The organism is Chthonomonas sp. (assembly GCF_035294505.1).
Lineage (GTDB): Bacteria > Armatimonadota > Chthonomonadetes > Chthonomonadales > Chthonomonadaceae > Chthonomonas.
The window spans coordinates 1-13,570 of sequence record NZ_DATGKU010000121.1 but is presented as its reverse complement, the minus strand read 5'-3'; the positions used below and the strand labels follow the sequence as shown (position 1 = coordinate 13,570).

Sequence of the window (13,570 nt, the reverse complement as noted above, 5' to 3'; positions counted from 1 at the left end):
AAACGCTTAGGGAAACGGTTCGTGGTCTTTTAGGCCAATTGCACAGGCAGCAGAAACGCGTTACAAGCGTCAGAACTTCCCTTTTGACCAGCCGCTGTAAAGTGCCCAGCCTATCCAACCGTGCTCGCCAGGTTTCAGGCGAAATTCGCGTGTCTCGTTACCACGTCGTTCACGCACTTTAACATTATATGTGGGCGCATTGAAAGCAATTTCTCGAATTCCCATCACACACATCTGGCCATTGTCAATGTCGAAAATGGGGCGGTTGTCAGTAGGCGGTGTTCCGAAGCCGTACATGAAGACGCCGAACACTTCCGTTCGCCCACCATCACATGTTCGGACTCTCACGCCTCGTCCCTCACTTTTCATCCCTAAAATCCAAAGATCACCCCCTGCGTTAATAACTAAACCGATATCGCTGTCGCCTTCAGGGTTCAGCTGTCGTGCCCACAAGCTTTGCCCTTTACTCCTCATTTCAATATGTGAAGGGCAGTTGGTTACGAAAATATCGCCTCTCCCTGTCCCCAAAACTTTTAAATCGCAACTCTCCAGACAGAGCACTCGATGCTTCGAGCGATTTTCAATAATCGGTGGCCGTTGGCCGAAAGCTTGAATATTCTCAAATTTAACGATGGGTGCGCTGTTATCGTCAATAATTAACTTTCCCTTCTCACCAGCCACAACACGACCGAACCCCAAGCCGATGATGTGTCTAACGGTGCCATGCACATGCACCTCACCGTTAAGTGTGTACCAATTAGGGTCAGGCCCGCCGACCCCGCGCAAATAGACAACTGTTTTTTTATGCAATGCAGCAAAGTCAATAGCTTTTTGAATAGCGACCGTGTCATCTTTATTATCGCCGGCAACGGCGCCAAAATCGTTAGCACAAACCCAATTATTTAAGTCCGTTTCCCAAGGCACCATCGGTTCACGCTTGATGGGTAACCTCATAGCGTATGGTGGAGAAGTATTGAAGAGCCTTTTGACTTCGTGGGAAACGTACTCAAACACCCTCGGCCCGACCACATCACCTGCCTGTGTGGCACTTTTTATTGCGAGCTTAAAACCGTTAACCGTGATGTCACGGGCATAAAGAACGCCTTCATTCAAAATTGCCGGACCGTCTGGATCGCCATTGACGAAGCGGCCACCGACGATCGCGAGAACCCCCGACCACCAAAACCAGTTATTTGGCAGTTTGTTATGAACCGGTAAGGTAACATTTTCCATAACCAAGTCTTCAGCAGCAACCGCATTACCTTCAACTTCCAAACCTGTTTTGCAATTTCGAATAGTTACCCTCGATAAAGTCTGTCCCCACATCCACTCACTTCTTATTCCGATATCGAAACCATCAACGATTGTGTCCTCCACAATGTTAGGGCCGTTGAGTTCCATAAATGAGTTGATACCGATATGACCCCGGCCGGTTATCCTAACATTTTTGATAATGCCCGTGTTATTTGAGAAGAAGCGGATGCCATCCGTGTTCGGATTGTTGCCAACGTCAATGGTCAAGTTGCAAAGGGTTCGCATAAACCAATCGGCAGAACCAGGGTCTTTATCGCGCGGATGCGTCTGTAGAACCGCCCCAACATTTATCCCATTGTCCAATCGGATGACGGCTCCATCACGCGATTGACCATAAATCCAAGGCCCTATTCCTGACCTATCCGTCGGCAAGTTGACCGTGAGCGTTCTGGTGATACGGTAAGTTCCATTAGGGATGTAAAGTACTCTCGTATTTATATCGTGCCCGCAACTTAGATTAATGCCTTTTTGAAGAGCTTCTGTATCATCGTGAATGCCATCGCCTTTCGCCCCCAAATGGCGTTTTAAGTCAATCACCGCCTTTAAGTCGTTTGGGAAAACAATACCACCGGTTCCTCCAAAACCGATAAGGCCAAATGAAACGGCATCATTTGATACAAGGCGAGACAATCGCTCTGCGGCGATAGCCTCCTCCTTACTCCCCAAAGGCAACCCGATAGCCGCCATGGTGGTGAGCACATACGAAAGAAACTTCCGCCGTGTCTCCGGATAACGATGGAAAAGTACAGACATACCTTTCCTGCTCCCATATAAAATATATCTTTGCTAGTAGGGGTAGAAGTTATTTCTACTTTTGAATTGGCATGTCCTCCTCGATTTATCCCTAATCCCCCACAGCCGCTAGCCGATAATCAAGCCGGTATTTTTCGGAGGTTTGCCATGTGTTCAACGAAAATCTCTTGGGGGCAAATAGCGGGTTTCTGCTTTCTGCTTGCTCTGTTGGCCGGTTGTGGGAGCGGGGGCACCGGCTCCATCCCCTTTAGTTCCAGCGCCACCATCGGGCTTCCCGGTGACCATACCGGCAGCACCCTCTCTGGCAGTGTCACCATTCTGCCAAGCAGCGGCGGATGCACCGATTCTACCTATCTGCCCAACTTCGCCGCGGCCGATGACCCGGCTACAGGCCAGCCAAACCATCTGTACCACTGGACCCATTTCCCGCTGAACGTCTACATCGTAAGCAGTAATCTGGCCACGCCCGATCGCATTGCTCAAGCCATCAACGGATTTAGTTGGTGGTCGCAGGCGCTGGGCACGGTAGGGCAGTTCAATCTGGTTAGCAGCGCCTCACAGGCCAACATCACCGTGCAGTTTGAGAATATGGGGCTTACGAACTACGGCGCCATCACCGATTATACGGTGAATGGGAGCGGCGAGATGCAAAGCGCCACCATCACCTTCAATATGACCTACCTCACGGGCGTGCCCAACATCGCGCCGGTGGCAGCACATGAGTTTGGCCATGCGTTGGGGCTGGCAGGCCATAGCCCCAACGACACCGATGTGATGAGCGTTAGCCCCAACGTCTATAACCTCACCGGGCTTTCACAGGCCGACATCAACACCATGAAAACGGCCTACTGCGGCGTCAGCCTCACGGTTTCCGGCCGTAAGGCGGCAGGGCAACGCCTCTACTCCGGCTCTATGCCGTTTTTAGAGATCGTGCGCAAGCCCGTTTCCAACCCTCACCGCATGCTCCGCAGACATGTAGAGAAGCTTATCGCGCCTTTCGGGGCAGACAGAAAAATCGAGAGTGGGCTAAAGGGACCCCACTCTCGATTTTAGGGCAAGGCCGCGCAATCACTTCAAGAGGCTTCGAGGGGCAAGGTTACAGGGGCCACACGCTCGGCGGAACGGTAGGCGGCAAAGGCCACCTCAACGGCACGCAGGCCATCTTCACCGGTAATGGGAACCGGCTTGTTCTCGCGAACGGCTTCGGCGAAAGCGCCGATGAGGCCGTCATCCATGTTGCCGCCCCAGTTATGCCAGGTGATGCTTTTGTCGCGATCCGAATAGAGCACGAGATTTTGGCTGAACATATCCATCGAAAGGGTGCCTTTGTCGGTAACCACCTCCAAGGTGACGTCGCCCCAGGTGGGAAAGCATTTAGGGCGCGACCAGGAGGCGTCGAGGGTGGCAAAAACTCCGTTCTCGAATGTAAGGCTGAGGAAGCTCACATCGTCAAACGGCTTGTGTTCGATGCCGTTGCCGATCTCGGCATAGACCTGCTTGACTTCCGAACGGGTAAGCCAACGCATAAGGTCTACCACGTGCACGGTGTGATCGATGGTGGCCCCACCGCCCGATTCGGAGAGGATGTTGAACCACCCTCCAGGATTGCGCCCGCGATTGGTGCCCCGAAAGGCCAGGATGGTGCCGGCATCTCCCTGATCGAGTCGAGCTTTCAGGCGCTGCATCACCGGAGAGTAGCGACAGGGAAAGGAGATCATCAGCTGCACCCCGGCCGCCTTACAGGCGGCGATCATGGCCTCCCCATCGGCCATTGAGGTCGCGATGGGCTTTTCACAGAGCACATGCTTGCCGGCAGCGGCGGCCATTTCGGTTAGCTTGCGATGTCGGGCGTTCTCACTGCAGATCACAACCGCCTGCACACGCGAATCGGCCAAAAGCGCCTCATAATCGGGAAACACTTCGGTTTGGAACTGCTCCGCTTTCCTACGCGCCCGTTCCGGATCGTGATCGGCGATTCCAACCAACTCCGTATCTGGTCGAGACACAATGCAATGGGCGTAACTATCTGCATGAAGATGCGCAAACGACATGATCCCGATGCGCACCGGTTCCGTCGAAGCCATAAACCATCTCACTCCTCTTCGCAGGTTTCTCTTTTTTAATTCGACGCCCTCTCGGTTTCTCCTGCAACCGACCCATCGGGGTTAAAAACGCGCATCCCGAAGCATTCCCCGAGTTAGGTCGGCCAAGAGAGGAGGGCGATGGAGCATGAGAGCGTGGGCGTCGAGTTGTTGTGTGCTTTCCTGCAATGAAGCAGGGGGACGGTTCTCCCAGTAGAAAAAGCGGAACCGAAACAGATGGGTTCCCCTATCAGATAGCTCTACCCGAACGGAGCGGCCGGGATGGGGGTCGTGATGTGCCATGAGGGCGTTGCGCAGCAGGGTTAGTCGGATAAGCTCCGAGGTGGCATCGGCGGCAAAAACATCCGGGCAGACCACTCCCACCTGGGAGCCGTCTGCGAGAACCATCAACATGGCGTCGCGGATCGGGCGTTCTGCTCCGTCATTCGCCCGTTCGAGCCATCCTCCGGGGATGCCATCGTAGCGCCTTACCGCCGGTTTAGGCAGCGGAACAACCAGCTTGAGCACCTTTCTCGGCTCCATCCAACAGAGGCTTAAGCGCATTTCCACAAACGCTTCCTCCGCGTAAACCCGCCATTCGGCGCGAAGTGGGCTTGCCCCCAACTGTCCCTCCCTATGGAGAGAACCCATCAGAGGTCCGCGATCGAGGAGGATGGGTGCGCTCCATTGGACTTGAGCCATGGGCTGTGTCGCATAGCGATCGATTCCATGTGACCATGTATCTGTGGGGTCTTCTAGGAATACGAGATAGGGAGCCTGCAGGGCGAGAGAGCCGTTGAACTGCAGGTGCTCTCCATCGCAGCCCACGCCGCGATCGTTACGGATAGCCTCTCCCTCTATGGTCACCCCTGGCGAGGTTGCAGAGGCAACAGGGGCAATGCGCGCGACGGTTCGCACCTCGTAAGGCTGAAGGCTTGTGCGGAAGAGAAGCCGGGTAAGTCCATACGAACAGGCTTCCGGTTCCATAAGCTGAAAGGGGATCGGGTGACCCGCCTCATCTATCAGCGACGCATTGGAGGGCCATGTTTGCCAATCGAGCCACGGTTCGTGTTCCAGGTAGCCCTCAAAGGGGCTATCGGAGGCGTTCATCGCGACGATTCTTTGGCACGAATCCTCAGGGAACGTTTGAAGCAGTTTCCGCAGCCGCATGTGCAGCGCCTCTTCGGCGTCGGCGATGGCCGCTCCAACCTGTTCGAGAATGGCCGGGTAGGCGGAAGGAATGCAGGTTCCCCCTAAAGTGTCGTGGAAGTGGGCAAAACAGACCCTGCGCCAAGCACGCTCGTACCACTCCTTTGAGGCCTCGCCCTCCAAGCCCTCCGCACCTAGCAGCAGCTCCGCCTGGCGCAACCGATGTTCCGCTTTCCTTACGGCGGTTTTAATAGGCCTGTAAACGCTATAGCAGCCTATGGCATGGTGTTGAAGTTCACCGGTTACAAGCGGCAAGCGCTCGCGTTGCGAGGAGATAGCCTCAAAGAAGCGGCTTGGGGAGGAAAAAACCATGCGCCAGCCGGGAATGGCCGTGGCGTGCTCCCTACACCAGGCAATTTGACGTTCTGTGGGGCCGCCGCCATGGTCGCCCAGGCCCACAAAGCACATCGTGTGCTCTATGCCTTCGGGCAATTCGGAAAGCGCGGCCTGTACATGCTCTAGCGTGATGTCGCGCGTTGTGTAGGCGCGCGCAATGCGAAACACCGTCACTTCCGGCCCATCCTCAAACCCGCGCCAGCGAAAGAGACGAGCGGGCAACGGCATCTCATGCTCTTGAGGGCGCATCATAACGTAGGCGTCCTGGCCGAATTGTCGTAGGAGCTTGGGCAACGTGGCGGCATGGCCAAACGAGTCGATGTTGTAGGCCACCCGAGGAAAGAAGCCGAACCGCTCCTCTAAGTAACGCTTGCCGAGGGCGATCTGCTTTTCAAATCCCCAGAAGCTCGGCAGGTTGCAGTCGGGTTGAATCCACCATCCTCCGGCGATCTCCCAACGTCCCTGCCGTACATAGGCGCGAATTCGTTCAAACAGTTCGGGGTCTATCTGCTCTATTTGGTAGAATGCCCATGCCTCCCCTTGTGTAAAGACCAGATCGGGATGGGCATCGAGCCGGTCGCAGGCGCTGCGGCATGTCGCCAGCACCTCATCTAGGCCTGCCTGCCAGGGCCATAACCAAACGGGGTCTATGTGGGCGTTGAAAACCAGATGGACGAACTTCTCCAACCGCTCCTCTCCTTTCCAGAAACGCCTTTAAGCAGAGCTGCCGCCAGCGGTCAACCGCGCATGGGGTTGTAGGTGCGAAAGCCGCGCACCATAAGCCCCTTTTGGTTCTCTTTGCGTGCCTCTGCAATGCGCTTTTCGGCCTCTTGACGGTTCGCCACCGTTGTCGCCCCTATCACCACGTAGTCTTCTGCTGCCCGATAGCGATGAATAAACACGGGGCGTGGCCGGCTCGAGCGATTCTCCTGGGAGCCGTGAATGGTGCGCACATGGAAGAAGATGGCATCGCCAGCCTCTCCGATAATGGGCAGCGTGCTTTCCCATGGCCAGTCCTGTGGGTCGAGGCCGAGATGGGAGAAGGTGTCTATATGGGGCAGCGTGCCCAGCCGATGCGAGCCGGGCACTACATGTAAGGCTCCGTTAACCAAGTCGGTATCCACCACATAGCTCAAACAGGCAACAGGCCCCTCGTAACGGTGCTCGAAATAGGCCGAATCCTGATGCAGGTTTTTAGGATGGCCACCGACCGGCTCTTTATAGAGACACTGCCCGTTAATAAACAGCTCGATGTTGGGCCCTAAGATGGCCTCCACAATATCGAGCAGGCGGCTATCGAAGGCGCTGCGGAAGAAGGCGGCACTTGTGGTGTAGTTGAACGCCAAAACCATGATCTGCTTATCTCGCGGAAAGTTCGGCGGAGCCGGCAGAAATAGCGTTCCATCCGGCGTTACCCATCCCTCAGGCACTTTCACCGCCTGATCCAGCAGGGCAATGGCCTGTTGTGCGGCCGCTTCGATATCCCGCTGTATCTCGGCCAGGTAGGGCTTCATAAGCCCTCGAACAACGAAACAGCCGTGCGTATGGTAAAGAGCGGCCGCCTGCCGTGGGTCGAGCGCATCGGCATATAGCTCAATATCTTCCACGCGCGAGGTGGTAGGTTGGAACGTCGCGGCGGTAGTGGTCATATCTCTTGCCTCCTAAGGGATGCGGAGGGCCAAAGGCCCTCCGCATAGATACAAACGATCCTGTTATTTCCCTGCCGTAGAGAGCGGAGGGCTAGGTTTGGTGTTGGCGTGGGCAAGCCCTAGGGCAAAGCGAATGCCGCCTAAAATCAGCTGTTGATAGAGCGGATCGCGCCACATCTCCTGTCGGTGGCCGAGCACGGTATAAAAGACACGCCCTTTGCCGTAACTCTTGCACCACGCGATGAGATGGTCGCCTGGCTTACCGGCATCGGGACTGCCGTCGTTCGGGTAGTGATTCATCGAGAGGATGACGTGCACCTTGGTGCGATCGTTGTTCTTAAGAATGTACATCTCGTCGAAGACGAGCCAGGTGTGGTCGTAGACCACGCTATGGCCCTGCTGCAGTTGTTCAACCGGTGTGTTCGGCCCGCCGCCGGCCTTTTCCCCTTCCGCCATCAGCTCACGAATGCCGGGGAAGTGGGTGTCTTCAATGTGGATATCGGCGACACTCTGCGCATGATGAGTCAGAAATTCGCCGCCCAGCATCTGAATGTACTCTGACACCCCATCTTGCTGGCCGGGCCACGTGTGAAAGGTGTCGCTGGCCGAATGCATCCCCACGAACCCGTGTCCGTCTTTGATGTAGTCGAGGAAACCTTGGGGATCGGGCAGAGGCAACACGCCGGTGGTATTGGCAAACACCACCGCATCATACTTTTTGAGGGCTTCCGGCGTCATCTTCTCTTGCATCTCTTCATCGGTGCGCACAAAATCGGTGTCCCACTCGTGGGTTTTCTCTCCCAACATCTGGATCACCTGCTCCGCCACGGGGATGCTGTCGTGTCGAAAGCCTTTAGTTACGGTAACAACCAGAAGGTGCTTCATAGGTTTTGCTCCATGTGGTGTTGCATTGCTGGCGACGGTTCCTAGCGTAAAGCAGAGGAGAGCCGCTCCGAGGCCATACCAAAGCTTCATCCCTTTACTCCTTGTTTTGACTAATAACTCCGTTCTCAACGAGCGGAGCCTACGGAGGTAATTATAGAGGGATCGCACCGATCTGTCAATAGGGGTGAAGGAGGGCGATTGAAGAAAAAGGCAGGCGGGAAGACTCCTGCCCGCACACCGTGTCAACTACCGCCGATCGTATGCAGGCGGCTTGTGCCTTGTAGGGACGGGGGTACCCCGCCCCTACACGATAGGTCGGTTGACAACGACCCGCGCACGGACGATGGGCCGCATCGCCCCAACAGCACCATCGGTGAGGTTTTCTATGGGTAGAGGATTAAGGCTTTTTGGGGGATTTTGGAGCGCGATGGCCGTTGGCTTTCGCCTTTTCCGCCCTGGCTTCCGCCCGCTCTTTTTCGGCGGTTGTTACCTCCACGTTGTCTATTTTGCCCGTTTTAGCATCCACCATCACCTCGCGCAGGGTTTTGCCCGAGCGCACCATCACGCTGTATTGCCAAATTCCCTCCTCATTCTCCAAGGCCACCTTACCGACGACACGACCGTGATAGCGCTTAAGCGCGATCTGTTTTGCCCGAGCCGCGCTTATTTTGGCCACTGCAGCGGGATGTTTTGTGTGAGAGGGATGTTGTTGTGCTAGGGCGACCGTAGAAGGCATTATCGCCAGGCCAAGTACCAGCACAAACCCAAAGGTTGAACGCAACGACGCCATATTTAAACTCCTTTCTTTGCAGAATCGTTAATTTATTGTACGAGGTCGCCTCTTAGAAGAACCTTAAAGCTATCTGAGAATTCTTTCAGGTTGCCAACCTCACTCTCAATTTCCTTCGATGGACCATCTCTCGGTGAACCCATCCATTCGCATGTCGTTTGGAGTGGGGTAGCCTCAAGAGCGACGGTGCTGCGCACTACGCCTTTTCCCGCAAGGGTTATCCCTACAACCCTACTTCCTATTAGGGAGATGGGAAACCAGTAAGGTCATCGGCGGTTTTCTATGATAATCTTCCCTTCGGAAACTAACCATCATAACCCCCTTTCTCCCTAATAGGGGGAAAGGAGGGGATAGGGGGCGAGCAAGGTCGGCTTGCTTTGCTGACTTTCTCTAGAACCGCGAGATTGGCAGTCTCTGCAGCCCCACCTCCTACCCCCTCAGAACCGGTGGGAATTGAAACTTAAGATTTCTCGCCTTCGGCTCGAAATGACAGGTGTTGATCTCGTCTGTGGCTCTTCAAGCCCCCACCTCCCCGCCCCTCCCCCTATCAGGGAGAGGGGAGACCAATAAGCTTACTAGCGGTTTCCTGTGATAACCTTCCCTTCGGAAACTAACCATCATAGCCCCCTTTCTCCCGAATCGGGGGAAAGGACGGGATAGGGGGCGAACAAAGTCGGCGTGCTCTGCGAATTGGCTCTAGAACCGGGTGCATGACGGTTTCTACCAACTACCAGTCTCTACAGTCCCACCCCTCCCCCTCAGAGCTTGTGGGAATGGAAACTCAAGATTTCTCGCCTTCGGCTCGAAATGACAGTTGTTCATCTCGCCTGCGGATCGAAATGACATGTGTTCATCTCGCCTTCGGCACGAAAGGACAGGTGCCTTCGGCTCGAAATGACAGGCGTCTATCTTACCGGCTCTTCAAGGCCTACCCCTACAAGCCCCCACCCCCCCGCCCCTCCCCCTATCAGGGAGAGGGGAGACCAACAAGCCCATTGGCAGTTTTTCTATGATAACTTCCCTTCGGAAACTAACCATCATAGCACCCTTTCTCCCTAATAGGGGGAAAGGAAGGGATAGGGGGCGGACAAGGTCGGCTTGCTTTGCTGACTTTCTCTAGAACCGCGAGATTGGCAGTCTCTGCAGCCCCACCTCCTACCCCCTCAGAACTGCTGAGAATTGAAACTCAAGATTTCTCGCCTTCGGCTCGAAATGACAGTGGTGGCATCGGCTCGAAATGACATGTGTTCACCTCGCCTTCGGCTCGAAATGACAGGCGTATCATCGGTTCTTCAATGCCCATCTCCTCCCTCTATCAGGCAGGGGGGGCTGACCGCCTCAGCGGCCTGTGTCGTTTCCTTCATCGCCTATCTCGCTGGCCGCTGCACTGCTGTCTGCGAGGACACAAGGATGAGATAAGAGTGAGAACTTGGAGAGGAGCTAAGCTAAACACGATGCCTTTGCAGTGTTTTAAGGTATTATATCTATGGAAGCATATGAAAAAGTGACCAACTATGGAACAGACCCTTACCGGCATTGGACTTTATACCCTATCTGAAGCGGCCTATATTTTACAACTAAAAACGAGCCAGCTCCGAAGATGGGTCGAAGGCTATTCAATATACTCCACAGATCGACGCAGAATACCGCCGGTGATTTGTCATGGTGTTTTAAGGCTAAACGGCGAGATAATTCTTACCTTCCATGATCTGCTTGAGCTGAACGTCATTCGTCTGTTTAGACAAGCCGGTGTTTCCTTACAGACAATCAGGCTTGCAATGAAGAGGGCGTCGGAGCTGTTTGAGACAGAAAGACCTTTTATTCTTCCACGTTTTGCTACCGATGGAAAACGCATCTTCGTTGAATTATCCCAAAAACTTTTAGAAGAGCGCGAAGAGCCGTCGAGATCAAGGATCATGATGGACATAAACAAAGGGCAACTGGTGCTGGAAAGCATTGCTCGTGAATTCTTTGTTAAGCTAGATTACGGTGGCCTGGAGCCGTTGAGATATTGGCCTAAAGGCCGGCACAACCCCATTGTGATTGATCCTCATCGTGCTTTCGGCAAACCTATCGAAGACAAATCAGGAGTGCCAACCGCCATACTCTACCAGATGTTTCAAAATGGTACACCCCCTACGGATATCGCCCGCTGGTACAATATGGATGAGGCCGCAGTGAATGCAGCGATCTCCTATGAACAGGAACGCCGTCAAGCCGCCTAATACCCATGTATTTCTTTGATAACCCCATTTCACCTCGTCTGGTAAATATTCTTAGGGAGCTTGATGTCGAAGCACAGCATCTTACCGAAAGATTTTCGCCGAGTGAGAGGGATATAACCTGGATTCGTCATGCCGGCAATGAAGGCTGGGTTGTCGTTACCTTAGACCATGCGATCCGCCACAATGAAGCCGAGCGCACAGCCCTTAGACAGAACAGGGTAAGGGCAATTTTCCTGCCAAAAACGTTCTCTAAACTCGGTATTTGGGGGCAAGCAGAATGGCTGCTGAGACATTGGCAAAAGATCGATCAACAGGTGCAACAGTTGCCACTTGGTGCCGTTGCCGACGTCAGTCATAGGGGGATGCTTAGCCGATAGACGGGCAACCGCAATGTTGCCTCCTCTTTGGTACAATATCTCCATGTACAAGCAATGGGCTTCGCAACGCCGCTTCATCGTGATCGCTTTATGGGCAACGCTCGGTTTGATGTTCGTGCAAGCCGGTCTCCTGCCGGTAAAAGCCCTGCATCGTCCTCAAACGACAACACAAGCTATGTCCTCTGCCAAAGTACCCTTTACACGCACCATCACTTTCCGTTACGTCCCAACCCAACCGGCTCAAACCGTGTGCGTGGCTGGCACCTTCAACGATTGGAATAAGTCTTCCTACCCGCTGAAACTTCAGCCCGACGGCAAAACGTGGGTCGGCACCTACCCCATTCCGCCCGGAGTCTACTACTACCGCTTCGTGATCAACGGCAACACCTGGGTGAACGACCCCAATGCCCCCGGTGTAGACGATGGCAACTCCAACATCAACTCCTTGCTGGTCGTAGAACCTGAAGACTACGATCGGTACCCAGCTCGCATAGGCGACGGCATCATCACCCCTTCCGCCGTTCTGCACCATCCCGATCGCTCCGACATCACTCGACTTGGAGAGCGCCGTTTCGCGTTCGCGCTTCGTACCCGCCATAACGATGTCGCCCAGTGCTTCGTCCTTATCCAGAAGGCCAACGGCGGTACGGCCTCCTATCCCATGCAGATCGTGCTCAAAGACCCCCTCTACGATCGGTGGAGAGGGAGTGTGGATATTCCCTCGCTTCAACCCACACACTACGCCTTTCTCTTAAAGGACGGCCCTACCGAGTTACGCTACGATGCCTCCGGCCGCCTTGCAGCAACCAATACCCCTCCCCGCTGGTTTACTTTGGAACCCACAGCCTACCCCCTTTTGGTAACGCCTCAATGGCCTCGTGATGCCGTTTTCTACCAGATTTTCCCCGACCGTTTTGCCAACGGCGATCCCTCCAACGATGGCCCCGATGTGCAGCCGTGGGGCACGAAGCCCACCGGAACCAACCGTATGGGCGGAGACCTGCAAGGCGTTCTACAGCACCTTGACTACCTCAAGAGTTTAGGCATTAATGCCCTCTACTTCAACCCCCTGTTCACCGCGCGTAGCAACCATGGGTACGACACAACCGACTACTACCATGTTGACCCGAGGTTCGGCACCAACGCGCTGCTCCGCAAGCTTGTGGATAGGGTACACGCCATGGGTTGGCATGTGATCCTCGATGGGGTGTTCAACCACACCGGCATAGACTTTTTCGCCTTCAAAAGCCTTCGAGAGGAAGGCCCGCGCTCCCCTTACCGCAACTGGTATTTCATCTACAAGTTCCCCATTGTGGTCGCCGAAGGACAGCGTACCTATGAGGGTTGGTTCGGTGTGCCTTGGCTGCCCAAGCTGAACCAAGAGAACCCGGCCACACGCGACTACTTTCTTCATGTTGGCACCTATTGGATACGCGAAGCCCACATAGATGGTTGGCGTCTGGATGCCGCAGACCAGGTGGTGCCCTCCTTCTGGCAAGCCTTTCGCAAAGCGGTAAAAAGCGTTAACCCCAACGCCTATCTTGTGGGCGAAATTTGGGGCGATGCGCACGCCTGGCTTCAAGGAGATGAGTTCGATAGCGTGATGGACTATCCATGGCGTGCCGCCGTGCTCGACTTCTTTGTGTTCGACACCAGCACGCCCTCTCGCTTCGACCAACAGCTTGCCCAAATCCGCGATTCCTATCCTCCTGCCGCCGATGCCGTTCTGTTTAACCTGCTCGGCAGCCACGACACCGTGCGACTGCGCACGCTCTGCCAAGACAATTGGCCCAAAGAACGCCAAGCCGTCCTTTTCCAGATGACCTACCCCGGAACGCCTTGTGTCTACTATGGGGATGAGATCGGCATGGAGGGCGGTAAAGACCCCGACGACCGACGTTGCATGGAGTGGAACCCGCAAAAGTGGAACCGCACCATCCTTCAGTTTTTT

11 protein-coding genes are annotated in these 13,570 nt (G+C 54.8%); 5 read left to right on the top strand and 6 right to left on the bottom strand.

Going from position 1 to position 13,570, the window contains the following annotated elements:
• Positions 1-69 precede the first annotated feature (69 nt).
• A complete protein-coding gene (locus VKV18_RS07320; RefSeq protein WP_324203556.1) occupies positions 70-2,067 on the bottom strand; it encodes a glycoside hydrolase family 55 protein in 1,998 nt (665 codons plus the stop codon).
• Positions 2,068-2,214: 147 nt separating this feature from the next.
• On the opposite strand from VKV18_RS07320, the gene VKV18_RS07315 reads away from it, so the two are divergent.
• Complete coding sequence (locus tag VKV18_RS07315; protein WP_324203555.1) at positions 2,215-3,120, top strand: matrixin family metalloprotease; 906 nt, start codon at positions 2,215-2,217, stop codon at positions 3,118-3,120.
• A gap of 20 nt (positions 3,121-3,140) precedes the next feature.
• Here VKV18_RS07315 and VKV18_RS07310 read toward each other — a convergent pair whose 3' ends face one another.
• The 4 genes from VKV18_RS07310 to VKV18_RS07295 all read right to left on the bottom strand — a co-directional run bounded on the left by VKV18_RS07310 (position 3,141) and on the right by VKV18_RS07295 (position 8,317).
• Entirely contained in the window at positions 3,141-4,151 is a 1,011-nt protein-coding gene (locus VKV18_RS07310) for a Gfo/Idh/MocA family oxidoreductase (protein ID WP_324203554.1), read from the bottom strand.
• A gap of 81 nt (positions 4,152-4,232) precedes the next feature.
• Positions 4,233-6,380 (bottom strand): glycoside hydrolase family 38 C-terminal domain-containing protein, encoded by a 2,148-nt coding sequence (locus VKV18_RS07305; RefSeq protein WP_324203553.1) that lies wholly within the window; start codon positions 6,378-6,380, stop codon positions 4,233-4,235.
• A gap of 50 nt (positions 6,381-6,430) precedes the next feature.
• Positions 6,431-7,342 (bottom strand): phytanoyl-CoA dioxygenase family protein, encoded by a 912-nt coding sequence (locus VKV18_RS07300; protein ID WP_324203552.1) that lies wholly within the window; start codon positions 7,340-7,342, stop codon positions 6,431-6,433.
• A gap of 63 nt (positions 7,343-7,405) precedes the next feature.
• Positions 7,406-8,317, bottom strand: a complete 912-nt coding sequence (locus VKV18_RS07295) for a ThuA domain-containing protein (RefSeq protein WP_324203551.1) — start codon at positions 8,315-8,317, stop codon at positions 7,406-7,408.
• Between the two features lie 108 nt (positions 8,318-8,425).
• Between VKV18_RS07295 and VKV18_RS07290 the strand changes: the two genes are divergently transcribed.
• Positions 8,426-8,620: a hypothetical protein gene (locus VKV18_RS07290; RefSeq protein WP_324203550.1), complete on the top strand. Its 195-nt coding sequence runs from the start codon at positions 8,426-8,428 to the stop codon at positions 8,618-8,620.
• 4 nt (positions 8,621-8,624) lie between these two features.
• Here VKV18_RS07290 and VKV18_RS07285 read toward each other — a convergent pair whose 3' ends face one another.
• Positions 8,625-9,017, bottom strand: a complete 393-nt coding sequence (locus VKV18_RS07285; RefSeq protein ID WP_324203549.1) for a PepSY domain-containing protein — start codon at positions 9,015-9,017, stop codon at positions 8,625-8,627.
• Between the two features lie 1,514 nt (positions 9,018-10,531).
• Here VKV18_RS07285 and VKV18_RS07280 point away from each other — a divergent pair.
• From VKV18_RS07280 to VKV18_RS07270, 3 genes are all read left to right on the top strand, one after another.
• Positions 10,532-11,242, top strand: coding sequence for a DUF433 domain-containing protein (locus VKV18_RS07280; protein ID WP_324203548.1), 711 nt, complete (start codon positions 10,532-10,534; stop codon positions 11,240-11,242).
• Between the two features lie 5 nt (positions 11,243-11,247).
• Positions 11,248-11,619: a DUF5615 family PIN-like protein gene (locus tag VKV18_RS07275; protein ID WP_324203547.1), complete on the top strand. Its 372-nt coding sequence runs from the start codon at positions 11,248-11,250 to the stop codon at positions 11,617-11,619.
• 13 nt (positions 11,620-11,632) lie between these two features.
• A partial coding sequence (locus tag VKV18_RS07270) for an alpha amylase N-terminal ig-like domain-containing protein (protein WP_324203546.1) occupies positions 11,633-13,570 on the top strand: 1,938 nt, incomplete at its 3' end.